The organism is Qiania dongpingensis (assembly GCF_014337195.1).
GTDB lineage: Bacteria > Bacillota > Clostridia > Lachnospirales > Lachnospiraceae > Lientehia > Lientehia dongpingensis.
Map to the genome: position 1 here is coordinate 1,579,739 of NZ_CP060634.1, position 13,344 is coordinate 1,593,082.

8 protein-coding genes are annotated in these 13,344 nt (G+C 50.2%); 1 reads left to right on the forward strand and 7 read right to left on the reverse strand.

The window, feature by feature from the left end; all coding sequences use genetic code 11:
• Nucleotides 1–46: 46 nt before the first annotated feature.
• Nucleotides 47–3,691: a PAS domain-containing protein gene (locus H9Q78_RS07425; RefSeq protein ID WP_249300605.1), complete on the reverse strand. Its 3,645-nt coding sequence runs from the start codon at nucleotides 3,689–3,691 to the stop codon at nucleotides 47–49.
• 537 nt (nucleotides 3,692–4,228) lie between these two features.
• Between H9Q78_RS07425 and H9Q78_RS07430 the strand changes: the two genes are divergently transcribed.
• Nucleotides 4,229–4,429, forward strand: a complete 201-nt coding sequence (locus H9Q78_RS07430; RefSeq protein WP_249300606.1) for a hypothetical protein — start codon at nucleotides 4,229–4,231, stop codon at nucleotides 4,427–4,429.
• 277 nt (nucleotides 4,430–4,706) lie between these two features.
• Here the strand turns inward: H9Q78_RS07430 and H9Q78_RS07435 are convergent, their stop codons facing one another.
• From H9Q78_RS07435 to spoVG, 6 genes are all read right to left on the reverse strand, one after another.
• The gene (locus H9Q78_RS07435; RefSeq protein ID WP_249300608.1) at nucleotides 4,707–5,807 is read right to left on the reverse strand and encodes a SurA N-terminal domain-containing protein; all 1,101 of its coding nucleotides are present in this window, start codon (nucleotides 5,805–5,807) and stop codon (nucleotides 4,707–4,709) included.
• A 76-nt stretch (nucleotides 5,808–5,883) separates the two neighbouring features.
• Nucleotides 5,884–9,402 carry a transcription-repair coupling factor gene (gene mfd / locus H9Q78_RS07440; protein WP_249300609.1) on the reverse strand — a complete coding sequence of 1,173 codons (3,519 nt, stop codon included), beginning with the start codon at nucleotides 9,400–9,402 and terminating at the stop codon, nucleotides 5,884–5,886.
• A gap of 39 nt (nucleotides 9,403–9,441) precedes the next feature.
• Nucleotides 9,442–10,011 carry an aminoacyl-tRNA hydrolase gene (pth, locus tag H9Q78_RS07445; protein ID WP_249300611.1) on the reverse strand — a complete coding sequence of 190 codons (570 nt, stop codon included), beginning with the start codon at nucleotides 10,009–10,011 and terminating at the stop codon, nucleotides 9,442–9,444.
• Nucleotides 10,012–10,047: 36 nt separating this feature from the next.
• Nucleotides 10,048–11,502 carry a TrkH family potassium uptake protein gene (locus H9Q78_RS07450; RefSeq protein WP_249300613.1) on the reverse strand — a complete coding sequence of 485 codons (1,455 nt, stop codon included), beginning with the start codon at nucleotides 11,500–11,502 and terminating at the stop codon, nucleotides 10,048–10,050.
• A gap of 19 nt (nucleotides 11,503–11,521) precedes the next feature.
• Entirely contained in the window at nucleotides 11,522–12,880 is a 1,359-nt protein-coding gene (gene trkA / locus H9Q78_RS07455) for a Trk system potassium transporter TrkA (protein ID WP_249300614.1), read from the reverse strand.
• Nucleotides 12,881–13,064: 184 nt separating this feature from the next.
• The gene (spoVG, locus tag H9Q78_RS07460) at nucleotides 13,065–13,340 is read right to left on the reverse strand and encodes a septation regulator SpoVG (RefSeq protein WP_147596269.1); all 276 of its coding nucleotides are present in this window, start codon (nucleotides 13,338–13,340) and stop codon (nucleotides 13,065–13,067) included.
• Nucleotides 13,341–13,344 lie beyond the last annotated feature (4 nt).

The following is a 13,344-nucleotide window of genomic DNA, read 5'->3' on the forward strand; positions in this document are numbered from 1 at the left end:
AAATGAAGGAATTTATGCGGACATTGTAAGAAATATCCTTTTGTTTTTATTTCAGATGCTTATCAAGCATTTCCATCAATTGATTCACATCAAAAGGTTTTGCCAAATGGCCATCCATCCCGGCCTCTTTGGCCCGCTGGACATCTTCGGAAAACGCGTCCGCCGTCATCGCGAGGATGACCACGCTTTCGGAATCCCGGCGCTCCATACCGCGAATCTTTGCCGCGGCCTCATATCCGTTCATCACGGGCATCTGGATGTCCATGAGGACGGCGTCATAATATCCTTCCGGATGAGAAGCAAAACACCGGACCCCCGCCTCGCCATTCTCCGCCTTATCCACTTCCGCTCCCGCCAGGCTCAGGAATTCTCCCGCAATCTCCGCATTTAGTTCATTATCCTCTACCAGGAGTATTCGTCTTCCCGCGAGCTTTCCCCTCCAGACCGAACCTGTCCCCGAATTTTCATTCTCCGGATTCAGGAAGCCGCGGAACAGCTTCAGAAGCTTGGAAGGGAACAGAGGCTTGCCTATAAAGGCATCCGCGCCGGCCTCTTTAGCCTTTTTTTCTTCCTCCTCGGACCAGCTATATGCGGCCAGCACCATGTGCGGTCTGCTCTCGAGCCGAGATTTGGACAGCTCACGGATCACCAGCTCCCAAGGGAGATTTTCCACATCCCAGTCCACCAAAACCGCAAAATAACTGTTCCCAGCCTCACGTGCCAGCTTTGTCTTTTTTACCGCCTCTCCGAAGGAAAGTGCCTGTTCCCCCCTCATGCCCAGGCTCCTCGCCATTTGACAGATTGTATCTCCCGCTGAACCCGGACCTCCTACACATAAAATGGATAATCCTCTTAGATCCTCCGCTTTTTCTTCTCCCGCTTCCTGCAGCGGAAGATTCAAAAGCACCGTGAAGCAGGAGCCTTCTCCCTCCCGGCTGTTCACACGGATCTCCCCGCCCATCATATGGACGATATTCTGGGCGATGGCCATCCCCAGCCCGGTCCCCTGAATATTGCTGGTCCGGGAATCGTCAGCCCTGCTGAAGGGTTCAAAGATACGTTTCATAAACGACTCCGACATGCCGATTCCATTGTCCTCAATGACAAACCGATACCGGCCGCACTGCAAAGTCTGACAGTCCAGCTCTTCCAAAGCGACTCGGATCTCACCGCCCTCCGGCGTATATTTACTGGCATTGGACAATATATTCCCGATGACCTGCTGCAGTCTCAGCTTGTCTCCAATGACTTTTTCATGGGTTACATTTTTTATCAAAACCCGGAGTATCTGTTTTTTTTCATCAACAGAAGGCCGGAGCATGGTCAGCGCATCCTGAAGAAAATCAGGCAGGCTGAAGGCATTCGAATCAAGCTCCAATTTTCCGCTTTCAATCTTGCTCATATCCAGCACTTCATTGAGGAGCCCCAAAAGATGACGGCCGGATACCTCGATTTTTGCCAGACAGTCCCGCACCTTTTCTTCATTCCCCATATAAGTTTCTGCCAAAATCACCATGCCCATGATGCCATTCATGGGCGTCCGGATGTCATGGGACATCCTGGAAAGGAAATCGCTTTTCGCCGCATTGGCACTTTCCGCATGCCGCAGCGCATCTTCCAGAAGTCTTTTTCTTTCCAGCTCCTGCTGAATACTCTCGTCCACATTCCGGACAGCCAGAGCCACCTGATAGGGTTTCCCCTCCTTCCTCTCGCCTAAGATAAGTTTAGCCTGCATCCACTCATAGCGATTGTCTGTCCTTTTCCGGTAAGTCATGGAAATCTCACGGTTCTTCTCTGTCAAACACTCCTGTAAATTCCCCTGTGAAAAGAACTTCTGCATTTCCATTTGCTCGTCCGGATGAACGCACCTCTCCACATACCGGTCTATGGATTTCCGAAACCCGTCGGCAGGTATGATCCCAATTGCATTCTTCTCCTTTTCGTCCATCCTCAGGGCTTTTAGGGTATCCTGCTCCAAGTTAATGTAATACAGCGCATAATACTCCTGTCCCAGGGCATGGATGATGTCGGCCTGCTGCTTTCTGTCCGATATATCCGTCTGCGCCAAGATCGCAGTATCGCCCATGAAATTTTCATCATTTAAGTAAACGGTATTGGCTACCCAGTAGTACTCCCCATTCCGAATACGCCGGTATTCTCCCTCGAAGGAATGGACTCCTTCCGCTTTTACCCTGCGGAGGTTTTCCAAAGAAAGCCCTCTTTTGAGCCGTTCTCTGTCACCAGGATGATAATAGACAGAAAGAGCATCCACCCAGGAATCTAGTTCCAGCTCATTTTCACTGAAATCCCGGCTCTCCTCCGGACGGCGGATAACATGTACCGTCCCTGTGTCCAGATTCAGGCGGTAGACTCCAAAAAATAAGTTATTAAGAGAGGTCATGATCTCCTGGTTCAAGGCAGAAATCCTGGTATTTTCTGTCTCCGTCTGTTTCTGCCGTGTGATATCCTGCACAAGTCCCACGGCCCGCACAGGCTCTCCATTCTCATCATAATCTACGTTAGACATGGAAATTCGTTTCCAGCAGCCGTCCAGTTCACATATCTCAGAAGAAGCCGTTCTCTCCCCGGATTGGATACGCCGGAACATCTCCAAATAAACCCCTTTAGTCTCTTCCGCAACCCGCTCTTCTGCAAAACTGAAAGGCATATTCTCATACGATGGTCTGCATTGCAGCACACCGCAGGTACGTTCCGGCATCACCGCCGTCTGCTCCTTCGGATAATAAAAAAACTCACAGATCGTCGTGCCTTCCAATGCCATTCTCAGCAGCTCACTGCTGGCCTTGTTCTCCTTCTGCAGTTCCAGATTCTCATGCTGCATTTTCTTCCGCAGGCTGATATCCATAAAAGCACTTTGTATCAGTATCTCGCCGTCATCATCGATGATCATCTCCGCCGTTCCAATGATCCAACAGGAAGAACCGTCCTTTCTCCGGAGCCGGTATTCGAATTCTCCCTTCTGTCCTACTTCTGAAATGCCGTATGCCTCCGCCAGAACGCGGTCCCGGTCCTCTTCTGCGATCAGCTCCGGCAGACGCCAGTCATCCTTCCTCCAAAATTCGTCCGGAGTATATCCGAAAATACGGATAGCCTCCTGATTGGCATTTTTATATTCGACCCTGCCGTCAGAAAAGAGCCGATATTGGACAATCCCGCAGACCACGCTTTCAAATAACGCGTCATATTTCTTCTCCTGGCGTCTGGTCTCCATATCCTTCGTGACATCCCGAATCGTACTGATACAGATTTTACGGCCGTCCTCATCCACAGTTTTCCGCCCGATATCGTTTACCCATATATAGCTTCCATTCTTCTTTTTCATCCGATAACGAATCTCATAATCACAGTCTTTTGAAAAGGCATCCTCAACCTGCCTTTCCACTCGTTCCCGGTCATCGGGATGCATGCAATTGATCACGAGTCCATCTATATCGCGGCAGAAGTCCTCATAAGTATAGCCAAGATGCTCCAGCATATAATCATTGACACAATACAGAGGAAAATCCTTTTCCAGATATCCGCCCATGATGCCGCCCGGAATATTCCGGTTCAAAAGCTCCACTAAATTACTTCTGGACCTTTCAGACAATTCCCCGCTGCTTTTTTTCGCAAACCGGAGAGAATACGCCTCTTTTCCTTTACTGGTCATATGATTTCCTTCCATTCCCATATTAATATCCCTTCTTCTTGGGCGCTGCTTTTCCTGACTTCAGTGTAACACTCTTTTCCGCCGGATACAAGAGAAGAACAAGGCAGCGAAAGTGTCCGACTTTGCACAGAAAAGAACAAGAGGAACAGCGTCGGCAGAAGTTCCAGGCAGGCACACTCCGTGCGGCAAGGTATTCCTTTGAATACCGTTTAAACAAGTTTTCTTTGTCAGATTTACAAGGCAAGAGGAAATCCGATTCCATCCAGGCGGTTCGCTGGTAGCCGTAACCAGAATTTTTACGGCCTCCAGTCGGTCCTTTCCAACTGACATGGATAAATCGATATTTTTCCATGTCAGATTCCAACAAAAATCCGCATGATATGCGATTTTTGCCTCCCTGCGTCCGGGAAAATTCTGCTAACGCCTTTGCGGCGCTCGCCTTACGATGGAATCGGATTGTTCCTCCTGCTCTTCCTGCCGCACCGAGATATACTTCCGCTTGTTTTGAAAACCATTGGAGCGGACACTGCAGCCCGCTGCGGTACGCGCGCGGGCCGTGTGGATATCCACTCCTTTTCTGGAATCAAAGGAACGGAAAGCATCCGAAAAGGTGCGGCAGTCAGGATACCGGCAGAAAGATTCCGGGCCGGCCTAAAGGTGAGCGCCGCAGGGCAGGGGCCGGTGTTCCCCAAACGGAGGGAGGCAGAAACGAAAAATACCGATTTCGTTTCTGAGCGAACAGGAGACGGGAAATCATAAAGATTTCCCGTCGACATGTGAGCGGTACTCCCGGAGCGAGGATAAAGCGGCCCCTGCATCGCCAGCGAACCGAAATCGTGACGGTCCGGAATTTCTGCCGGGGCTTAACTGGAGCTTAAGGGAAATTTACTAGAAATGATTCCAAAAAGTATTTTGTATCATACCCAAGGGCATCCCTTAATTCATGCCCTCCGGACGGGCGCACTTCGTGCGGCGAGGTATATAACAAAAATCCGGCGGAGTTCTTTCTCCGCCGGATTCTTATATCCATCTGATTCTATTCAGCCGCTGTCGTAGTCTCCTCCTGAGCCGTCGTGGATTCTGACGTCTCTGCCGAAGTCGTCTCTTCACCAGCGGCTGAGGTGGTCTCTTCCTCCCCGGACGTCGTCTCCGGTACTACAAAAAGAGTTTTATCAAAGGTAATCGCTGACCATACGTCCTCGTCAACCTTGAATTTGGGCATGTCCTTCAGCCATTCCGCATAGGCGCTCTGGAAAAGTTCCCCTTTTCTCTGCTCTACAATGACAGGCTTTTCTTTCTCGGTCGCTTCCTGATCAAAATCAGAATCGCAATATACTACATACCAACCATAGCCCTCGTCATATACGCTTCCAAACTCTCCGGTCGCCAAAGTACGGCCAAAATTACCGAGGGTATTGTCATAATCCCCAGCTCCGTACGTAGCTTGGGAATACGTGCAGTTATCATGCTCATCAGCCAGAGCGGACATATCCTCTCCCGCTTCTGCCTTGCCTTTCAGTTCTTCGGCAAGTGTCTCCGCTGCCGCCGCGTCGTCCCCGTCCTTCACCAGAATGTAGCTGATCTTACGCTGAGCCGCTTCTTCATCGCTGACTTCTGTATCCACATCCTTCACCGCATATTCATATGCTTTCATAGCAAGTGCGTTATTGGTCAGAATCTCAGTAAGCCGCTCTTCTGTGATGGCTGTGGCTTCTTTAAGCGCTTCATCCATATTCTCCATGGTGCTCTTCACGGTCTCCGCTACCTTTGCGGTCTCCTTTTCATCCAGCACAAGCCCCAGCTCTTCCGCTTTTGCTTTCAGAACATAGGTCTGATAAATGGCAGACATCACATTCTTTTTTGTATACTCTTCCAGCGTGCTGCCGGTCCCGATGTCCGTATCCCACATATCCGACAGATCATATCCATACATGTTATAATACAATTCACTCGTATATTGATTATACCTGGCCTGATAGTTGGCTTCATCCAGATAGATCTTAGTATCACCCAGCGTCGCGACCACCGTAGTGGGGTAATTTTCCAAAGTCACCTTAGTGCGTCCGCAGCCTGCCAATGTACCGGCTGTGAGCAAGACCGCCAGCAGAAGTACCAGCTTTCTCGTAAATTTGTTCATAGTAACGGTATCCTCCCTAGATTGTTTCCTCTTAGATCCTGTACACACAGGCACTTGTTATTATAGTACCAAACGGTCAAACTAGCAACTCTTTTATGGCATTTAACAGGATTTTCACCTTTTCCAGCATCTGTTTTCCGTCCCTGTTTTCCCGTTTCCGGTCCATATAAGTGAAGTATGGCTGCTCCGCCGCCGTGAACCGAAGAGTTCCTCCATACTGCTTCACCAGCTCCGGGATCTTCTCCACATGGAACGGCGCCTTCTCATACATCACAAGCCGCACCTCCTGGCGGTTTCCGGTTATCTCCGTTACAAACACCTTATGAGCCATGGCTTTCAGAAGGGAAATCTCAAGCAGATTCTCCACGGAACGAGGCAGATCGCCGAACCGGTCGGTGAGTTCATCCCGCATATCCATGGCTTCCTCTTCATCCTCAATTCCAGAAATCCGCTTGTATATCTCAAGCTTTTGGACCTCATTCTTGATATAAGAAGGAGGAATATAAGCGTCGATGTTGAAATCGACAGCCGTCTCAAAGGATTCTTCTTCTCCCTCTCCTTTTAAAGCCTTAACTGCTTCGTTCAAAAGCTTGCAGTAAAGGTCATAGCCGATGGCCTCCATGTGGCCGTGCTGCTCTGCGCCGAGGAGGTTTCCGGCCCCGCGGATCTCCAGGTCTCTCATGGCGATCTTGATGCCGGAACCAAGTTCCGTGAACTCCCGGATAGCGGCCAGACGTTTTTCCGCCTCTTCTTTCAGGAGCTTGTTCCTCCTGTACATAAGGAATGCGTACGCGGTGCGGTTGGAACGCCCGACTCTCCCCCGAAGCTGGTAAAGCTGGGACAGCCCAAACCGGTCCGCGTCATGGATGATCATGGTGTTTACATTGGAGATATCCAGACCAGTTTCAATGATCGTGGTAGAGACAAGCACATCAATCTCCCCATTAATGAAATCCAGCATGATCTTTTCCAGCTGCCTCTCCCTCATCTGCCCATGGGCGTAGACTACTACGGCGTCCGGAACCAGTTCCGCGATCTTAGATGTGATATCCTCTATATCCTGAACCCTGTTATACACATAATAGACCTGCCCTCCTCTGGCCCGTTCCCTCTCAATGGCTTCCCGTACCATTTCTTCATTATATTCCATGACATAAGTCTGAATGGGGACTCTGTCCATGGGCGGTTCTTCCAGGACACTCATATCCCGGATGCCGACCAGGCTCATATGAAGCGTCCTGGGGATCGGAGTGGCTGTCAGCGTCAGAACATCCACATTTTCTCTCATCTTTTTGATCTTTTCCTTGTGAGCTACTCCAAACCGCTGTTCTTCATCAATGATCAAAAGTCCCAGATCCTTGAACACCACGTCGTCAGAAAGCACACGGTGGGTGCCGATCAAAATATCCACCAGCCCCTTTTTCAGATCCGCCAAGGTCTTTTTCTGCTCTGCGGCGCTCCTGAAGCGGGACAGCATATCCACACGGACCGGGAAATCCATCATTCTCTGGACAAATGTATTATAATGCTGCTGCGCCAAAATGGTCGTAGGCACCAGGTATACGACCTGTTTTCCCTCCTGGACCGCTTTAAAGGCAGCGCGGATGGCGATTTCTGTCTTTCCATAGCCCACATCCCCGCATATGAGCCGGTCCATGATCTTTTTGCTCTCCATGTCCCGTTTGGTCGCCTCAATGGCCAGCTCTTGATCCTCCGTCGCCTCATAAGGAAACAGCTCTTCAAACTCCTTCTGCCAAACGGTATCCGGTCCGTACTGAAATCCATCCGTATGCTGTCTTGCTGCGTATAGCTGCACAAGATCCCTGGCGATTTCCTTTACGGCCCCCTTTACCCGGGACTTCGTCCTGCCCCATTCCTGTCCTCCCAGCTTATTGAGCTTGGGCTTTTTCGCGCCCGCCCCAGCATATTTCTGGATCATATCCAGCTGGGTCACCGGCAGATACAAGCTTCCGTTTCCGGCATACTCAATCTTTATATAATCCTTTATTATCTTGTCTACTTCAATTTTCTCAATTCCCCGGTAAATACCGAGTCCATGATTTTCGTGTACCACGTAATCGCCGGCCGACAGTTCCGAAAAGCTCTGGATCTTCTTGCCCTCGTAGGCAGTCCGTTTTCTGCGCTTCTTCTTTTCCGTTCCGAACATGTCGCTTTCCGGGATCACTACGAATTTTATCATCGGGTACTCAAATCCCCTGTGAAGGCTCCCGTACAGCACACAGATCTCGCCGGGAAGAATCTCTTTGTCTTCCTCCTCGGAATAATAGGCCCTCAGATCATACTGTTCCTGCAGATCCTTTGCCAGCCTGGCTCCTCTCGTTCGGGAAGCGCATAAAAGCGCCACTCTCCAGCCTTCTTTTTTCCATTTCTTTAAATCGCTTACCAGAAGCTCAAAGCCGTTATGGTAGGAATTCCCGTTTTTGACCGTCATGCTGTACCGCTTCTTGACCGGTATCGTCTTCTGCTCAAGGGCAGAAAAAAGAACACTGCGCTCTCTCGCCAGTGCCGCCGACACTTCTCTCACGGAATAAAGGATATCCGTCTGGCCGGGGAGCAGATAGCCCTTTTCCAGCCTCTGCGTCATGCTCTCCCGGAATTCGGCCTCTACCACATTGGCCCGTTCAATGATCCTGGCCGGTTCATCCAGAAAAAACGGAATCCCCTCTTTAAAATACTCCAGGAAGGATACAGTCTCCGGGCAGAAGTACCGGACACATCCTTCCAGGGCTCCCAAAAAACACCCCTCCCGAAGCTCTTCCACCATTTCTCCCACTATGGTATCAATCCGGTGAGCCTCCTCAATCCGTTTCTGTTCCTTCAGCTGCTTTCTATATGTTTCTTTTTCCTTTATCAGACGTTCTGTTCCTTCTTCCAGTCTGTCTTTGTCAAGGACCAGCTCCCTCGCCGGGTACAGGCGGACCTGCTCCAGACGTTCAATGGAGCGCTGGCTTTCCACATCAAAGGAACGGATGGAGTCAATCTCATCTCCCCACAGTTCCACACGGACCGGATTTTCTTCTGTAAGGGGAAAAATATCCAGGATACCGCCGCGGACACAAAACTGGCCGCCCTGCTCCACTTGGGCGCATCTGTCATATCCCATGTATATAAGGCGCCTGCGGAGCTCCTCCAGGTCAAGCTCCTGTCCCTCCTCCAGCAAGATTACACTCTCCGCAAATGCGGACAGAGGCATCAGATGATCCATGCACCCGTCCACTGTGGTGATGATCGTCCCCTCTCCTTCCTCCAGAAGCTGCTTCAGTACCATCAGGCGCTTCCGGGCGAGCAGGCTGCCCTGTATATCCGCATTATAAAACAGCAGATCCCTGGCCGGATATAAAAAAACATTCCTGTCAAAATTCCTGTAATCTTCATATATGTCTTTTGCCCTTGCATCGTTGTAAGTCACAACTAACTTCAGTGGGAACATCCGTCCCAGCTCCGCCATCTGGTGAACCTTTTGAGAATCGGTGCCGCCACTGACAGAAACAGGACCTCTGCCTCTGCAAAGGTCCTCTTTTGTATCTAAATATTCTTTCAGTTCAGGCAGCGGACTGCGAAAAGAGCCTGCCATTCAATCACCTCTGTCTGTTATTGGTGGTTCTAAATCCTATCATTTCTTTTTTCCATTGAACTTATTCATGGCCGCCGCCATATCGCCCGCCGCGATCATAGCTGCCGCTTCGGCCGCGTGCACGAGACTTTCCCGAACTTCCGGCAGTTCTTCCGCCGAAAAATGTCCCAGCACATAGTCCGCCAGATCCATTCGGGGCGGTTTGCTTCCTACCCCCACACGAATCCTGGAAAAAACATCGGTCCCCAGGTGGGAAATGATGTTCTTCATCCCGTTATGTCCGCCGGCGCTCCCCTTTTCCCGGATACGGAGCTGTCCCGGATCGAGATTGATATCATCATAGATCACCAAAAGCTCTTCCGGTGTCAGCTTATAATAATCCAGCACCTCTCTGATACTTTCTCCGCTTAAGTTCATATATGTCTGGGGCTTCAGCAGGATAACCTTCTGTCCCCCAATATTTCCCTTTCCAATGAGTCCCTTGTGCTTTTTCGTATCCACTCCGATACGGTAAGAATCCGCCAGCTCATCGATGGCGCCGAATCCCACGTTATGCCTGGTCCCGGCATAGGCAAGACCCGGATTCCCAAGACCTGCGATCACAAACATATCTGCTCCTCATTCCCGACATATGGCTGTCCAAATCTAGCATGACTTCTTCCAGGCGGATGGCACGAATAAGATCAACATGGGAAACAGTTCCAGTCTTCCCGCCAGCATGCAGAAGGACAATACGACCTTGCTGAGCTGCGAAAATCCGGCGAAATTCCCCATGGGGCCCACCGCCCCCAGGCCCGGCCCGATATTCCCCAGCGCAGAAAGCACCGCGGTGATGGTCGTTTCAATGTCATATCCATCCACCGATATCACAAGCATGGCCACTATGGCAATCATAATATAGGTAAAGAAAAAAATCAAGATTCCTTTGATGATGCCCTTTTCAATCACCTTTCCGTCCATTCTCGGCGAGCTGATCATCCTGGGGTGGATGAGATGGCGAATTTCCTGCTTAATGGACTTAAACAGAACTAAGACCCGGCTCACCTTTACACCGCCTCCGGTGGACCCCGCACATGCCCCGACTATCATCAGGGTCACGATGATCATCTTGCTCAGTGTCGGCCAGAGATTAAAGTCCGTAGTGCTGTAACCCGTGGTGGTCATAATGGAGGACACCTGGAAAAAAGCAGAACGTATGGCATCACTCCACGAACCGTCATAATATTTCTGGGCGATGTTCAGGGTTATAAATACCACAGAGCCTACGATGATACCCAGGTAGAGCCTGAGCTCCCCATTTTTGAACACATCTCTCACCTGCTTTTTTAGCAACAGGTAATAGACGCTGAAGTTAACGCCGAACAGCATCATAAATATGGCGATTATCCATTCGGCCGCCGGATTATGATACGCGCCGACACTGGCGTTCATATTGGAAAATCCACCTGTACCGGCACTTCCCATGGCATGGATCACAGAATCATAAAGCGGCATTTTCGCCGCCACCAGGCAGAGGATATGGGCAATCGTCAGTCCAAAATAGATCAGATACAGGATCCGCGCCGTCTCCTTCAGCCGCGGGACCATTTTACCCGGCGTCGGGCCGGGGCTCTCCGCTTTTAAAAGCTGAACATTGGATCCGTCCATATTCGGAAGGAACGCGAGGACAAATACAAGAATCCCCATGCCGCCTATCCAGTGGGTAAAGCTCCTCCAGAACATGAGGCCCCCGTTGTGAAGTCCCTCTATATCCGTAAGGATCGTCGCCCCTGTGGTGGTAAAGCCGGACACTGTCTCAAAAAAGCAGTCCACATATCCGTTAAAATATCCGCTGAAATAAAAGGGCAGCGCTCCAAAGGCCGCCAGAAATATCCACGCAAATGCAACCGCGGCCAGCCCGTCCCTTGTCTGCATCTTTGTCACCTTCGGCTTCCTGCTGCGAAGCAGAAGTCCGGTGAGCAAAAGCGGGACGATCGTATAAACAAAGTATATCCAATCATTCACCCCGGTCAAAAGGGCTACGCCGATGGGCAGAAGCATCAGGACCGCCTCATAGCACAGCACATGTCCGACCACGTATAAAACAAGTGTAATATTCACGCTCTATGCCTCCCGACTCCTACACTTCAAATACATCATTCAGGTCGTTCACATTGGAGGACCTGGAAATGACAATGACATTGTCTTTGGCCATGATACAATCGTTTCCGGTAGGAATGATGATATTTCCATTCCGGACTATCGCCGCCACCAGAAAATTCTTCTTGAATCTGATATCTTTAAAAGGTACCCCCAGATTCCAGGTGCTCTCCCCGGCGACAAACTCCAAAGCTTCCGCCCTGCCGTCGGCAATCTTATGTAAAGTCTCAACGTTGCTCCCAATGGTATTCCTGAGCGCCCTCACATATCGGATGATCTGTGCCGCCGTAATGTTTTTCGGACTTATAATGGAATCCACTCCCATCTCCTTGATGATGCCTTCATAATTCCCCCGGTTGATCTTGGCGATCACCTTGGGGACACGAAGCCGGCTCGCATACAAGGCTGTGAGCAGGTTCTCTTCATCCCTTCCCGTAAGCGTCACGACAGCTCCCGCCGCTTCCAAATGCTCTTCCTCCAGGATCTGCTCATCCGTCCCGTCTCCATGAATGATGATGCAGTCCGGGAGCAGCTCATCCAGTTCCTGGCACCGCTTCTTATTTTGCTCAATGATCTTTATCTTCATACCGAGGCGGCTCATCCCAAGTCCCAGATAATAAGCAATGCGGCCCCCTCCTACTATAACCGCGGTCTTTACCTGTTTTTGGTATTTGCCCTCATATTTAAAAAAGTCCGTTATGGCGGAGGGCTTGCCCGCTATGTACATCAGGTCTCCTTCCGCGGGGACGAAGTTTCCGTCCGGTATGATCACTTCATCTCCCCGTACGGCCGTACAGAACAGAATCGGAAATTTAATATCGTTCATGATACCGGCCAGATTTTTCCCGACGATTTTATCACCTTTTACTACGCGGAAAGCGACAAGCTCCACCTTTCTCGCGGCAAACGTCTCCACGTTAATGGCCGTCGGAAAACGGAGGACTCTTCCAATCTCATTGGCCGCCTCCAGCTCCGGATTGATAATCATATTGAGCCCCAGCTCCTGCTTCAGAACAGACACTTCGTGGGCGTATTCCGGGTCACGGATCCTGGCCACCGTATGTTTAGCTCCGAGCCGCTTTGCTGTCAGACAGCACAGCATGTTGATCTCGTCGCTGGGCGTGGTGGCAATGATTAGGTCCGTCTCCCTCACTCCTGCGTCAAGAAGGGCTCGGGTGCTCAAACCGCTTCCCCTCAGACACATAATATCGAGGCTGTCCCCGCCCTTGTCCGCGGCCTCCTGAGACTTGTCTATCACGGCTACATCATTTCCCTCGGCAGACAGATGCTTCGCCAATGTGTATCCGACTTTACCGATTCCTACAATTATAATCTTCATGTCCTATCCTTCTCCATCATCTGTGTATGGGCAATGCCCATAGATAGTTTTATTATATAAGTGATATAAGGAATAAGCAACCTGTTTTCAAGTTCTTTTACAACATCTTTAGACCATTTATTTCCTTTAAAGCGAGAAAAAGGCAGGCGCCCTTCGGCACCTGCCTGGTTTACTCAACGACTGTTTATTCCTCTTCTTCCGCTTCCAGCAGAGTCGACTCATACTTTGCAAGGATGATACCCTGAATTTTGTCCCTGGTCTCTGAATTGATCGGATGCGCGATATCCCGGTATTCGCCGTCGGTGGCTTTCCGGCTGGGCATGGCAATGAACATTCCCTTTTCGCCCTCGATCACTTTAATATCATGAACCACGAATTCGTTGTCCAGAGTAATAGACACAATTGCTTTCATTTTCCCCTCTTTTGATACCTTCCTAACCCTCACATCTGTAATCTGCATTTTT